The sequence below is a fragment of the Gordonia sp. i37 genome (assembly GCF_002043085.1).
Taxonomy (GTDB): Bacteria; Actinomycetota; Actinomycetes; order Mycobacteriales; family Mycobacteriaceae; genus Gordonia; species Gordonia polyisoprenivorans.
Genome location: NZ_MVPX01000533.1, coordinates 1 through 13,953 on the forward strand (window position 1 = coordinate 1; position 13,953 = coordinate 13,953).

Annotated in this window: 13 protein-coding genes; all 13 read right to left on the bottom strand. The window is 66.6% G+C overall.

Annotated features, from left to right (window positions below; genetic code table 11):
* Nucleotides 1-281, bottom strand: a 281-nt coding sequence (locus B1964_RS26565; RefSeq protein WP_139765886.1) for an FAD-dependent oxidoreductase, incomplete at its 3' end; no start/stop codon positions are given.
* Nucleotides 278-1,609 (bottom strand): FMN-binding glutamate synthase family protein, encoded by a 1,332-nt coding sequence (locus B1964_RS26570; protein ID WP_014358171.1) that lies wholly within the window; start codon nucleotides 1,607-1,609, stop codon nucleotides 278-280. The genes B1964_RS26565 and B1964_RS26570, both read right to left, overlap by 4 nt.
* 62 nt (nucleotides 1,610-1,671) lie before the next feature.
* On the bottom strand, nucleotides 1,672-2,367 hold the full coding sequence (locus B1964_RS26575; RefSeq protein ID WP_079931949.1) for a protein glxC: 696 nt from the start codon (nucleotides 2,365-2,367) through the stop codon (nucleotides 1,672-1,674).
* The gene (locus B1964_RS26580; RefSeq protein WP_079931950.1) at nucleotides 2,355-3,251 is read right to left on the bottom strand and encodes a glutamine amidotransferase; all 897 of its coding nucleotides are present in this window, start codon (nucleotides 3,249-3,251) and stop codon (nucleotides 2,355-2,357) included. Before B1964_RS26580 ends, B1964_RS26575 begins: the two co-directional genes overlap by 13 nt.
* Before the next feature lie 59 nt (nucleotides 3,252-3,310).
* Nucleotides 3,311-4,657, bottom strand: a complete 1,347-nt coding sequence (glnT, locus tag B1964_RS26585) for a type III glutamate--ammonia ligase (protein WP_079931951.1) — start codon at nucleotides 4,655-4,657, stop codon at nucleotides 3,311-3,313.
* Nucleotides 4,658-5,123: 466 nt separating this feature from the next.
* The gene (locus B1964_RS26590) at nucleotides 5,124-6,473 is read right to left on the bottom strand and encodes an ammonium transporter (protein ID WP_079931952.1); all 1,350 of its coding nucleotides are present in this window, start codon (nucleotides 6,471-6,473) and stop codon (nucleotides 5,124-5,126) included.
* Nucleotides 6,474-6,515: 42 nt separating this feature from the next.
* A complete protein-coding gene (locus B1964_RS26595) occupies nucleotides 6,516-7,541 on the bottom strand; it encodes a DUF3445 domain-containing protein (RefSeq protein ID WP_035727404.1) in 1,026 nt (341 codons plus the stop codon).
* Between the two features lie 80 nt (nucleotides 7,542-7,621).
* On the bottom strand, nucleotides 7,622-8,686 hold the full coding sequence (locus tag B1964_RS26600) for a PDR/VanB family oxidoreductase (RefSeq protein WP_079931953.1): 1,065 nt from the start codon (nucleotides 8,684-8,686) through the stop codon (nucleotides 7,622-7,624).
* A complete protein-coding gene (locus B1964_RS26605; RefSeq protein WP_079931954.1) occupies nucleotides 8,683-10,224 on the bottom strand; it encodes a DUF3445 domain-containing protein in 1,542 nt (513 codons plus the stop codon). The genes B1964_RS26600 and B1964_RS26605 overlap by 4 nt, the downstream gene beginning before the upstream one ends.
* Entirely contained in the window at nucleotides 10,221-11,225 is a 1,005-nt protein-coding gene (locus B1964_RS26610; protein WP_079931955.1) for a PDR/VanB family oxidoreductase, read from the bottom strand. Before B1964_RS26610 ends, B1964_RS26605 begins: the two co-directional genes overlap by 4 nt.
* Nucleotides 11,222-11,806: a dimethylamine monooxygenase subunit DmmA family protein gene (locus B1964_RS26615; protein WP_079931956.1), complete on the bottom strand. Its 585-nt coding sequence runs from the start codon at nucleotides 11,804-11,806 to the stop codon at nucleotides 11,222-11,224. Before B1964_RS26615 ends, B1964_RS26610 begins: the two co-directional genes overlap by 4 nt.
* Before the next feature lie 34 nt (nucleotides 11,807-11,840).
* On the bottom strand, nucleotides 11,841-12,224 hold the full coding sequence (locus B1964_RS26620) for an ethanolamine utilization protein (protein ID WP_006368878.1): 384 nt from the start codon (nucleotides 12,222-12,224) through the stop codon (nucleotides 11,841-11,843).
* A gap of 248 nt (nucleotides 12,225-12,472) precedes the next feature.
* Nucleotides 12,473-13,933 (bottom strand): thiamine permease, encoded by a 1,461-nt coding sequence (locus B1964_RS26625; protein ID WP_253194213.1) that lies wholly within the window; start codon nucleotides 13,931-13,933, stop codon nucleotides 12,473-12,475.
* Between the last annotated feature and the right edge of the window lie 20 nt (nucleotides 13,934-13,953).

Genomic DNA, 13,953 nt, shown 5'->3' on the forward strand with positions numbered 1-13,953 from the left:
CCTCCGACGACGTAGCCGGTCTGCCGGAACCCGATGTCGGTGCCGAAGATCTCCTCGGCCTTCTCGAACACCTCGAGCCCGACGGCTGCCATCGCCGCCAGCGAACTGACGCCGTAGTGGCAGCGGACGATGCCCGATGACTTGCCCGTCATACCCGCGCCCACGGTATCGCGTTCGCAGACAACCACATCGGTGACGCCACGCTGCGCGAGCGCCCAGGCGGTGGCCGCGCCCTCCAGGCCGCCACCGATGATGACGATGGATGCGGTCTCGGTACTCACAACACCGCCCCTGCTCCGGGAATCCAGCTGGTGCCGGCCAGCGGGACGCGCGCCATCGCTGCGGCCTCGATCGAGATCGCCACCAGGTCTTCGGGTTCGAGGTGCTGCAGGTGTGCCTTGCCGCAGGCGCGGGCGATGGTCTGGGCTTCCATCGTCGTCACCCGCAGGAAGTTGGCCAGGCGCTTTCCGCCGACGATCGGATCGAACCGGGCGGACAGTTCGGGATCCTGGGTGCTGATGCCGGCCGGGTCGCGGCCGTCCTGGAAGTCGTCGTAGAAGCCGGCCGCCGAGCCGATCTTCTCGTACTCGTCGGCATACCGCGGATCGTTGTCGCCCAGGGCGATCAGCGCGGCGGTGCCGATGGCGACGGCGTCGGCACCGAGCGCCATGGCCTTGGCCACGTCGGCACCGTTACGAATCCCACCGGAGACGATGAGTTGGACCTCGCGATGCACACCGAGCTCCTGAAGTGCCTGCACGGCTTGCGGAATCGCGGCGAGTGTCGGGATGCCGACGTGCTCGATGAACACTTCCTGCGTGGCTGCGGTACCGCCCTGCATGCCGTCGACGACCACCACGTCGGCACCGGAGTGCACGGCGAGCTTGACGTCGTAGTAGGTGCGGGTCGCACCGACCTTGACGTAGATCGGCTTCTCCCAGTCGGTGATCTCACGCAGCTCGTTGATCTTGATGGCGAGATCGTCGGGGCCGGTCCAGTCGGGGTGGCGGCAGGCGCTGCGCTGATCGATACCCTCCGGCAGGGTGCGCATGTGAGCGACCCGCTCGGAGATCTTCTGCCCCAGCAGCATTCCTCCGCCGCCGGGCTTGGCGCCCTGGCCGAGGACGATCTCGATGGCGTCGGCCTTGCGCAGGTCGTCGGGGTTCATGCCGTAACGCGACGGCAGGTACTGGTAGACCAGGTTCTTCGACTGCCCCCGCTCCTCCGGTGTCATTCCGCCGTCGCCGGTGGTGGTGGACGTGCCGACCTCCGACGCACCACGCCCGAGTGCCTCCTTGGCGCCGGCCGACAGCGCACCGAAGCTCATGCCCGCGATCGTGACCGGGGTGTCGAGGTGCAAGGGGTACTTGGCATTTCGGCTGCCGAGCACGACGTCGGTGTCGCAGCGCTCGCGATAGCCCTCCAGGGGGTACCGCGACATCGACGCGCCCAGGAAGAGCAGGTCGTCGAAGTGCGGCAGCTTGCGCTTGGCGCCCCACCCACGGATGTCGTAGACGCCGGTGTCGGCGGCACGCTGGATGGCGGCGATGGTGGTGCGGTCGAAGGTCGCGGATTCGCGTAGACCGCGCTGTTCGTTGCTGAGGTTCATGATGTCTCCGGGTGCGGCGCTGGGTCGTCGGACGAGGGGCCGAGGGGTGGGTTCGCCGGGGGTCAGTACGCCGACGTGTTGTCGACGTGGAAGTGGTAGAGCTCGCGGGCCGATCCGTATCGCGAGTACTCGGTCGGGTCGTCGTCCTTGAAGCCCGCGGCCTTGAGCAGGCCGGCGAGCTCGTCGAGGTGCTCGGCGCGCATGGGTTTGGCGATGCAGTCGGCGCCGAGGGAGGCGACCTCACCGCGAACGTAGAGACGGGTCTCGTAGATCGAGTCACCCAGGCCTGCACCGGCGTTGCCGCGGATCACCATGCGGCCCGCCTGGGCCATGAAAGCGCTGTTGTGACCGACGTTTCCGCCGACGACGATGTCGATACCCTTCATCGAGATCCCGCAGCGCGCGGCGGCGTCGCCCTCGATGACGAGCAGGCCGCCGTGTGCGGTGGCACCGGCCGACTGGGAGGCGTTGCCCTTGACGACGACGGTGCCGCTCATCATGTTCTCGGCGACACCGGTGCCGGCGTTGCCGTTGATGGTGATCTCGGCCTGCTGGTTCATGCCGGCGGCGTAATAGCCGACGTGACCGTTGACGGTGATCTTCACCGGGGCGTTGACCCCGGCGGCGACGCTGTGCGCACCGGCCGGTGAGTTGATCTCGATCTCTCCGGCGATCTCCCCGTGCAGCACCGAATTGACTTCGCGCAGCGAGGTTTCGGACAGATCGAAGACGGTGCGATCGGTGTTCAGCGGGTCCATGCGTAGACCACCTCCGGTTCTGGTTCCCAGATTCGTGCGTTCTCCACGCCCGGCAGGTGCGCCAGGGCTCGGTATTCACTGGCCATCGCCACCCAGTCGTCGGTCTCGGCGATCACGGCGGGTTTGCAGGCGATGGCGTCGCGGACCACCGCGAACGAGTCGCGGTTGGACACGACGAGGGTGTAGAAGCCGTCGAAGGTGGCACAGACCTCTTTGAGTGCGGTCTCGACGTCCTTGCCCTGCGCGAGCTGGTGGGCGACGAAGCGTGCGCCGACCTCGGTGTCATTCTCGGAATCGAATTCAACGCCCTCCGCGCACAATTCGCGGCGGATGGTGGCGTGGTTGGAGAACGATCCGTTGTGCACCAGGCACTGTTCGGGTCCGACGGCGTACGGGTGTGCTCCGGCCGGGGTCACCGCGGACTCGGTCGCCATGCGGGTGTGCCCGACGCCCTGCCAGCCCTGTGCGGCGGCCAGGCCCCACTGGTCGGTCAGATCACGGGGTGCGCCAACACCTTTGAGGACGGTCAGGTCGCTACCGAAACCGGCGACGAGGGCGCCGGGGTAGGTGGTGCGGGCGGCGCCGAGCAGCTCCTCGGCGGGTACGGGCGCCGACAGCACGAGGGTGGTGTCGACATACTGGGCGACGACCGGACTGCCGAGTGCCTCGGTGACGGCAGCCTGGGCGTCGTCGGCGGCGACGTCGATCTCGAGAAGGGAGACGCAGGCGTGGTCGGCGGGCACCCAGCTGGGGTTGCCGTAGACGGCGATGCCCGCCGAATCGGCGCCGCGGTCCTGCATTTCACCGAGCATGCCGGTGAGCAGTTCCCCGAGGCGGGGATACAGATCGGGGTTGCGTAGATGCAACCCGACGATTCCGCACATGGTGTGGGCCTTTCGTGGTTCTGGGGTGGACGGATCAGGGATGTGAACCGGGTGTGTGGTCAGAAAGCGGTGAGATACTGATCGACCTCCCACGGGGAGACGGCCGAGTGCCAGGCGAAGAATTCTTCGCGCTTGAGCTTGCTGAAGTAGTCCGAGACCGATTGCTTGTCGGCGGGCCACTCCTCGGTCATCGCGGCGTCGAGGGTGCCGGCCACGACCGGGTCTGCCTCGAGCGCGTCGACCGCGTGCAGCAGTGTCAGCGGCAGGGTGCCGACGTGCTCGGGGCAGGTGCCCAGGGCGCCCGGATCGAGGCTGCGCTTGATGCCGTCGAGGCCGGCGCCCAGCGCGGCGGCGATCGCGAGGTACGGGTTGGCCGATCCGTCGCCGCCGCGCAGCTCGACACGCTGGTCGTCGGGGATGCGGATGTAGTGGGTGCGGTCGTTGCCGCCGTAGGTGGGCACGCGCGGTGCCCAGGAGGCGCCCGAGCGGGTGGCGGTGGCGCCGGTCCGCTTGTAGGAGTTGACCGTCGGAGCCATCACCGACTGCAGCGCGCAGGCGTGCTCGAGGACGCCTGCGACGAATCCGTAGGCGGTGGGCGAGATGCCGAGCCCGCGGTCGTCGCCGAACTCTGCGGGGAAGACCGGCTGGCCGTTGGAAGTCAACGAAAGGTGCAGGTGCAGGCCACTTCCGGTGCGCTCGGCGAACGGCTTGGGCATGAAGGTGGCCACCATGCCGCGTTCGGCGGCGATCGTGGAGAGCAGATAGCGCAGGGTGATGACGCGGTCGGCGGTGGTGAGCGCGTCGGAGTAGGCGAAGTTCTGCTCGAACTGGCCGTTGCCGTCCTCGTGGTCGTTGGCGTAGTTGCTCCAGCCCAGTTGATTCATCGCGGTGGACACCGCGGTGAGGTGCTCGTACATCCGGGTCAGACCGCGGACGTCGTAGCAGGGCTGATCGGAGTCGTCGGCGTCGTCGGCGGTCACGAGCGAACCGTCGGCGGCGCGCTTGAGCAGGAAGTACTCGACCTCTGCGCCCACCCACGGCTCGAAGCCGGCGTCCTCGGCCTGGGCGATGACGGCCCGCAGGATGTTGCGTGGGGCGAACGGCCACGGCTTGCCCTCGACGTGCGGGTCGCAGTGCACGATCGCCAGCCCTTCCTTGATGAAGGGGATCGGCAGGAACGACGAGCTGTCGGGGATGGCCATGAGGTCGGGGTCGCGCGGCTCCTGCCCGATCGCACCGACCGCGTAGCCGGCGAAACCCACACCGTCGGTGGCGAGTTCGTCGACGGCCTCGACGGGAACGAGCTTGGCGCAGGGCTTGCCGCGCAAGTCGACGAACATGGCGAGGATGAACTTGGTCCCCGACTTCGCGCAGAGTTCGGCGAGATCGTTGGTGGTGTCAGTCATGGCAGGGCTCCGGTGGTTGTGTTGGCTCTAGTATGTCCACTCCGATGAACTTTTGTCTACCTGTAGTAGACCCCCGTTGTGTTGCGATTGCGTTTCGGGGCTGTGAGGTGCAGGTATCGGGTTGGGTGGGGTGGTCGTCGGTGGTCGAGGTGTGACCGCCGATGCCCCCACCACCTACTCCTCCGCCACTCCCACCCGGTGGTCGAGGTGTGACCACCGGTGGCCGCACCACCTACTCCTCCGCCACCCCACCCGGTGGTCGAGGTGTGACGAGCCCCCTGGGGCGAGGAGCCTCGAGACCCCCGCAGATGACGCTGGAACCCGAAACCAGCACCGGTGCAATGGGACTCGAGGCTCGGCCATCGGTCAAATGGGGCCGGCCATCGAGGGAAGTGCACGACCATCGATCAAAATGGCACCGGGGGCGCACCACGGTGTGATGCGCCCCCGGTGTCGTGCACAGCGATCAGGTGCCGACGGGCTGAGCGGTCTCGGAGAGCCCGTTCTCCACGCTCTGGGTGGCCAGTGCCGGCGACATACCCGAGAGGCCACCGTGACCGACGCCGGCCGCGGGGATCTCGTAGGCGGTCTCGGCGTGGATCGAGGAGTCGAGTCCCTGGGTCTCGGTCTCGGCGTCGACGCGCAGGCCGATCGTCTTGTCGAGGGCCTTGGCGATCAGCCAGGTCATCACGAAGGAGAAGGTGCAGGTGATGACGATGCCGGCGAGTTCGCGCCACAGGATGTCGATCGGTCCACCGAACAGGAGACCGGTGACACCGGCCGGGGCACTGCCCGCGGCGAACAGCACGATGCACAGGGTGCCGACGATGCCGCCGATTCCGTGGACGATGAATGCGTCGAGACTGTCATCGACCTTGAACTTGGGCTTGAAGCTCAGGAAGAACGCGACGACACCCGCGGCGAGGATGCCGACCATCAGTGCGCCGATCGGCGTCACGGTGTTGGCCGACGGGGTGATGCCGACGAGCCCGGCGATCGCGCCGGTGATCGAACCCAGAGCGGTGACATGACCTTCCCGCCACTTCTCGATCGCCCAGAAGCCGAGCATGCCGGCACCGCCGGCGAGCAGGGTGTTGAGGACGACGAACTGGGTGACGAAATTGGCTCCGCCGGCACAACTTCCGTTGAATCCGAACCAGCCGAACCAGAGGATGCCGCCACCGAGGAGCACGATGGGCACGTTGTGCGGCCGCTCGGCACGGCGACGCCGGGCACCGAGGACCAATGCCAGGGCGAGCGCGGCCACACCGGAGTTCATGTGCACCGCCGTACCACCGGCGAAGTCGTGGATGTGGATCTTGTTGAGCAGGAAGCCTCCTGCGCCCTCGTCGGAGTCGGCGGCGAACACCCAGTGCGCGACCGGGAAGTACACCAGGGTCAGCCAGATCGGAACGAACACCAGCCACGCGCTGAACTTCATCCGACCGGCCGCACCACTGGCCACGATCGCGACGGTGATGGCGGCGAACAGAATGAACCACGCCGCGATGTAGAGCACCTGGATACCGCCGGACTGATCGTCGGTGAGGTGCTCACCGAGCCCGAGGTAGTGCACGGGATTGCCGATGATCCCCCAGCCGTGGATCGACGGCCCGGACACCAGGCCATAACCGTAGAGAACATAGATGACACAGGTGATTCCGAGGGTGGCGAACACCATTGACATCATGTTCAGGACGTTGCGTCCGCCGAGCATGCCCCCGTAGTAGAGACCCAGGCCGGGGATCATGAGTACCAGAAAGGCGAATGCGGCCAGCATCCATGACAGATCCGCGTGTGCGGCAACTACTTCCATGACAGTCCTTGGTAGAGAGGGATATGGAGGGTGATGGGGCGGTCAGTGCCCGCGGAGGTAGGCGACGACGTTGTCGCGGTAGTCGAGGAAGCCCTTGTACGCGGCGATGCGCTCGTCGAGGGTTTCGATGACGGTGGCCAACTGCTCGGCCCACGCCGGGATGCGCCGGACCTCGTCGAGCGAGGCCATGAACGTGCGGATATTGAACGTCACCGCACCGGAGGTCGGCAACCGGACGAAGTGCTCGAGTTCGATCCGAAGCCGCGCGCGACCGTAGTCGCCGTCGGCGATCATCGTGGGTATGTCGCGACCCCACTCGGGCAGTTGTTCGAGGCTGACGTCGAGCTTGTGTGAATCCGATGCCGACAGCGTCCAGTTGACCCGCCGATAGACCGCGTCGGCGGGTAGCCGACGGAGGAACTGTTCGGCGCGCGCGACGATCCCGTCGCGGATCAAACCCGGTACCGGAGCGTGGATTTCATACATGTCCATGCCGACGTCGAAGGCCACCGACCAGGCGGCTGCGAAGGTGACGATCCCGGCGTCGAAGTAGAGCCGGCCGTCGCGTTCGACGACGAGGAGCAGGTCGTCGGGGACCTCGCGCGCGAGGAACTCCAGCGGATGGCACGGGAGGCTCTCGAGGTCACCGAGAACGAATTCGGCGTCGGTGCCGAGTAACTCGTTGCGCCAGTGGAACCGCCGGTCGGCGCCTTCGGTGAGATGCATCACGGTGGGGTAGGCCAGTGCCAGATCGCGGAGGTAGTACAGCAACAGATCCCAGCAGGCGACGTCCATTCCGGGCATGATCCGCACACGCGACGGATCCTCGTCGAGGATGCGACGTCGTTCGCGCATGTAGTCGAGATATTCGGCACCACCGAGGTCGACGAGGTGGCGTCCCCATTCCCCACCGCGCGTACGCCGCGGGACGCGGGCGGGCTCGACGTTGACGGTGTAGGAGAACTCGGAAGCGTCGTCGGGAAACGGCCACGGGATGTTGGCACAATGGTCAACGGGCTGCGAAAGATACTCGCGGGCAGCGGGAGTCAGTGAGTCGAGACTCGACAGATCAGGGGTCGGCGAATCAGGGCTCGGCGAATCAGGGCTCGGCGGAGTGGATGTCGATGCGGTCAGGGGCGGGGTGAGGGTCACAGGTCCACCTCGATCTCAGGGCTGTCGGGCAGGGCACGCGATACGCAGCACATCATCGCGGTGTTCGCGGTCTTTTCCTCGTCGTCGAGGACGAAATCACGGTGCAGCACGGCACCTGCCCGCACCGGGATGCGGCATTCGCCGCACACTCCTTGCCGGCACAGGTTGGGCACCGCGACGCCGTGATCGAGAAGGCGCTCGAGCAGTGAGACCCCGGAGGGGACGTCGAGGCGCTCGCCGGTGGAGGCGAGCCGAACCAAGAACGGGTCCCCCGGGTCTTGTTCGGGTGCGGCGAAGCGCTCGAGATGGACGCGCGCCGCCGGCCACCCGGCGTCGGCGGCCAATTGGGTGTAGGTGTCGAGGAGCGCAGCAGGCCCGCACGCATACGCATGGGTACCGAACGGTTGCACCGCCATTCGCGATCGGATGGCGGAAATGGTTTCCTCCACCCCGCAGGCCTCCAGGACGGTGATGCCGTCGTGGGACGCCATCGCACGCAGGTCATCGAGGTGCGCGCCATGCCCGGGCCGATAGGAGTAGATGACCTCGGCGGTCACCCGAGAATCGCGCGCCAGCGCCCGGACGTGGGAGAGGATGGGGGTGATCCCGATGCCGCCGGCGATCAACAGCGCGTGCCGCTGGTCGAGGACGGGCGCGAACATCGAACGGGGACCCTCGATCTCGACCGTCGACCCCTCGGTGAGTGTGTCGTGCAACCAATCCGATCCGCCGCCTTCACCGCGTCGCAGGACCGAGATACCGTAACTGGTCGGCCACAGCCCGTCGTCGACGAGGGAATAGGCGTTGCGCACAGTGCTTCCGGGCGCACCGATCGTGACGATGAGGTGGCTGCCCGGCTGATACGGCACCAGCGACGGACCGTCATCGTCGGCCGGAACGAATCGGAAGTGGGTGACCGACTCGGTGAGTGCGCGTTTCTCGACGACACGCATCAATCGGGGTCCGGTGTGATAACCCGGGTGCAGATGTGTGCCCGCCGCGGATACGTCGGCGTCGTCGACCCCGTTCGAAGCAGCTCGGGTCACCACAGCTCCGGTCATGACAGCTCCCCGGCGTCGGCGGCGGAGGCGAGGAAACTTCCACGCGTGGCCGAATGATGCTCGTGGATCTCGATTCTCATCGAGCATCCCGGGCAGTCCACGGTCTCGCCTGGGCGGGCGAGAATGCGGCTGGTGGTGTGGCAGTGGGCGCAGTAGACCGGCAGATCGTCGGTAGAGGTGACATGGGCGGACAGTTCGTCCGCGATTGCCCCGGCCGCTCGTGCGACGGCGAGTGCGATCATCACATCGAACTGACCACCGGTGATCATCACCCTGGTTCCGGTGACGGACTCGTCGAGTGCGCGCCGCAGCGTCGCGACATCGTCCGCGTCGGTGAGTGTATCGAGGACCACCAGTCGGGTGGACCCGGATTCGCTGGCCTTGGCGACCCAGGTGCGCGCGGTCTGTGCAGCCGACGGATCACCGCCGATCGATACGATGAGGAAGGCGGCGGCCTCGACGTTCACCTCGGGTGGCGTGGCCGGCCACCGCGGCAGCCCGGGGTGCGGCTCGGGACTCGGTGGCGTCGGCGCGGCATCCCGCAACCATTGGGCGGCACGGTCTTTGTACTTGATGATGCCCTTGTAGTCGGCCATGTCTGCGGGCAGTTCGGCGAGCACGTCGGCGGCGCGCCGACGCCAGGGCTCGACGCCGGCGAGTTGTTCCAACGGAAGCATGTATGTGCGGATGAGGAACATCAGCGCACCCGAGTCGGGCAGCCGGATCAGGTGCTGGACCTCGACGCGAAGATGCACCAGGGCGCCGAATTCGGTGTCGTCGACATGCGCGATCGTCTCGCGGTCGGGACCCCATTCGGGGTAGATCTCGGTGGAGACGTCGAGTCGGCGGCCGATGGTCAGCGTCCAGTTGGTGCGGCGGTAGGGCTGATGTGGCTGAAGGCGTTTGAGGAATTCGTGGGCGCGGGTGATGACGCCCATCTTCTTCACGCGCGGGACCGGCCCGTGGATCTCCAGGAAGCTCATGCCGACGTCGAATCCGAAGCTCCAGTCGGCGGCGAAGGTGATGACTCCGGCGTCGACGAAGAGTTGCTCGTCACGCTGATCAAGCAGGGCCACATCCTCCTGGACCTGAGAGGTGATGTAGCGCAACGGTTCCTCACCCAGCGTGGCCTGGTCGCCGTAGCGGAAGTCGGCCTCGACACCGAGCAGGTCGTTACGCCACTGCCAGGTGTCGGGGCCGGTGGCGGTCAGGTGCATGTGGTCGGGGTAGGCGAGGGCGAGCTCGCGCATCAGTGTGAGCATCGCGTCCCAGGCGGCGGGCACCATGTGCGGCAGGACGGCGTGGCGGGTTGGATCGGACGCGAGAACCGCTGCGCGAGCGTCGAGTTCGTGATGGTACTCGGCGTCGATGTCGACCACGGCGGCACCCCACTGGCCGGCCGCGGTCACGCTGGGTGTGCCCGCAGGCTCGACGTTGGTGCTGTAGCGGTAGCGATCCTCGGGGAAGGGGAACGGGAAGCCGGTGACGAGGTCACCGGCGGCGTCGGGGGCCGGGGCAGGTGGCAGATCGATGGTCACAGTGGTATCTCCAGGGTGCATCCGTCGGCGGCGCGGGAAACGCAGGGCATCACTGCGTCTCCCGCGTTCTTCTCCTCGGCACTGAGGTAGAGGTCTCGGTGGATCGGGGTGCCTGCGGTGACGGGGATGCGGCATTCACCGCACACACCCTGACGGCACCGGTTGGGTACGGCCACGCCGGCCGCTTCGATGGCCTCGAGCATGCTGGTGCCCGACGGGACGTCGAGTGTGATCTCGCTACCGGTCAGGTGCACCTGGAAGGGATCGCCGGCATCGAGGGCGTCGATCCCGAAGCGCTCGAAGTGGATTCGTGACTCCGGCCAGCCTGCGGCCTTCGCGGAGTCGACGACGTGGTCGATGAGCCCGCCGGGTCCGCAGACGTACAGGTGGGTTCCCAGCGGTTGCGTGGTCAGGACCTCGGCCAGCCTGGTCACGAAATCGGCACGGACGGTGTAGAGTTCGGCCCGGCCGTCGGTGAGGGTGGTGACCTCGTCGACGTGCGCGGCGTTCTCCGGCCGGAAGGTGTAGAGCACTTGGGTGTCACGGTGCCAGCGGCGGGCCGCCCGCAGGTGCGAGAGGATCGGCGTGACACCGATACCACCGGCGATCAGCAGGTGTTTGGTGGCGCGAGCGATCGGCGGAAAGGCGCTGCGCGGCAACCACACCCGGATCTCATCGCCCACCTGTAGTCGGCTGTGCATCCAGCGTGAGCCGCCCGCGCCGTCGGCGACGCGCAGAACCGAGATCGAATACTCGGTGGGCGCGGTGCCGTCGGACACAAGACTGTAGGCGTTGGTGTACGGGCCGGCCCGCACCACCAGGTGGCTGCCCGGGACGAAGCCGGGTAGCGGCACGCCGTCGGCGCAGCCGGATCCTCGTGCACCGTCGGCGAAGGTGAAGGTGCGGATGTCGCGGCCGCTCTTCACGATCGAGGTGACGCGCAACGTCATCGTGCCGTCCTCGGGGACAGAACGGGCGGGCCGACTGGTCGTGAGGGTCATGCGGTGTCCTCTCGATTCGGGGTCTCGGCGTCGGCCATGAACCCGAGGAACGCGCCGCGTCTGCGGGAGACGTGGTAGTACACGAGAAGTCCACGGCCGCAACCGGTGCAGTCGACGATGTCGTCGATATCGGCAAGCGCCGAGGTGACCGTCCGACAATGCGAACAGAACACGTCGATCGGGCCGGCACCGACGGGTTCGACCACGAGTTCGTCGTCCTCGATCCCGGCGGTGACCGCCGCCGCTCGCACCGTCAGACAGGCACCGACCGGTCCGGCCACGTACACGCGCACGCCGACCGTCGCCGAGGCCAGCGCATCCCGCAGCGCGTCGGTGGCCTCGGCGGGCGTCTCGACGCAGATGAGTGTGCTCGGCCTGCCCGACGGCAGGGTGGCGACCCGCTCGGTAGCCCACGCGTGCGCGGCCTCACCGATTCCGATGACGAGGTACGACGCGCCGTCGGGCGTGCGGTCGGCGCTCGGCGGGGTGACCTCGCCGAGCCCGGCGGGGCGTGCCCACGCCGGGATGCTGCTGAACGGGATCTGGGCGGCGGTCTCCGCCGAGATCTCAGAGGTGGTCATGGCAGAACTGGTCCGTTCCGGAGGGTCGGGCGGTTCAGAGCAGGGTGGAGTCGCGATGCCCGGCGTAGAACGCGAGCGCGTAGCTCGGGGTGCTGAAGTAGATCTTGGAGCCCTTCGGGAAGAAGATCGCGTCCTTGGCCTTGGCCACCGTCTTCTGTCCGGTCTCCTTGTTCTCCAGCAGGAACTCGCCCTCGAGGACGACCTTCATCTCGTCATAGGCATATTCGTAGTACAGCGGCGCGTCGGTGTGACGGAGCTCGAAGTAGCCCGAGCACATCTCGCTGCCGTCAGGGTTTTCATAGACGTCACCGATGAAGCCTTCGGTTCCGGGATACTCGGACTCGGGCATCTTCGGCAGGTTCTCCCACGCTCCGCTGGTGACCCGGAACTCGAGTGCGCTGTTGGTTTCGACGGTCATATCTACTCCTTCTGGTCGGTCGGTTCTCCAGGGACCTGGATCACCGTAGGAAACTTGTTGCCTGTGATTAGACTCTAGGACTGTTTCGAGAGTGTGACGACTGTGTTGAATGACAGGCAACATGTCCAGCGGTGGGAAATTCGGGCAGTTTTGCCCGGGTTGTCCACCACGTGTGCCCGGGTCCGACAACTGTCGGACCCGGGCACACATAGGCGTTGCACTGTCTACTCACCGTGAGGCGGCAGACCTCATGAACGATGCGCAGCTTCCCTGTCGGCCGCACGCTGGAATCCGACCTCGTCTGATGCACACGCCAAACAGATCAGCTGATGACCAGCCGACGGATCGCGGTCCATCTCATAGGCGATGTAGCTGTCACCGCACGCGTGGCAACGCATACGCGCCTCCCACATGTCCTCGACCTCGTCGCGAGGATCGTGCGGACGCTCCATCGTGAACCAGCCCGGCTTGCTGAACCTCAGCGCCAGCCCGTAGATCACGGCGGCGAGCACGAAGGACACCGGTGGCGCCCACACGGCACCGGCCGAACCACCTGCGGCCACCATGGCGATACCCACCACGGCCGAGACACCCCACGCGGTGACGCCACCGGGATTGATCGCGGGCACACGGCCGGGCCGGAATTCGAGCGACTCCGCCTTCATACCCCGCACCCGCATCCAGCCGATGTGGGTCAATGCGATCGCCACCCAGCCGACGATGAGCACGCCCTGATACTGCAGCGAGACCGTGATCCAGCTCAGCACGTTGGTGAGCATCATGAGATAGACGACCACAGCTACCACGATCACCCAGAATGTGCGCGGCATCGAGAACTTGACGGTGCGGGCGAAGAAGTTCTGGAAGTTCGTCGATGCGAGATAGAAGTTGCCGCTGTTGACCCGCGTCTGACTGACGAGCACCCAGAGCAGGCCCCAGATACCCATCATCGAGATGATCCCGAGGATCGCCGACTCCTCGCTCAGGGCGCCGGCGATCGAGATCGTCTGCGCGAGGAAGATTCCCACGGCCGCATTGACGAGCAGGGCCGCGACGTAGAAGGGCGTGCCGAAAGTGATGTGCGAGTTGAACCTCACATCGGCGGGACGACCGAAACGGGCGTAGTCCCACGCCATCATCGTCACCACCCACACCCCCATGTAGATGACGAAGGCATACCACCAGCCGGGCACGCCGAGATCGGCACTCGAAGACGGTGTGTAGGTGAGCCACTCGTCGCTGTAGCCGTACTCGACGATGGCCCACACCACCGAACCCACGAGTCCCAGCACGTAGAGCGGTAGGAGTAGGCCGTTGAGCCGGTCCAGCCAGGTCGCCACCCCGCGCCACGCCAACGGTGCCTGATAGAGGACCACGATCAACGCCCAGAACGCGATCGGCAACCCGCCGAAATAGGCATGCAGCGCCGAGACGACGATCGAACCCTCGGCGACCACGTAGTAGGTGATCGTGATGCCGAACAATGCCGCGGCGAAAGCCGAGCCAGCTCGGCCGAAAAGCACCCGGGAGAACAGCGACACGCTCGTCCCCGTCGTGTTGGCCACCCGCGCGGCGACGGCGTTGATGAGCCCGTAGGCAATGACCGACAGACCGATCCCGATGAGGGAGTTGATCGTTCCAACGGCCAGGGCGACTGTCGCGCCGACCACCACGAAGAACATCGCGCTCATCAGACCGAACCAGGCCATGGCGACCGACACGCGGCCGG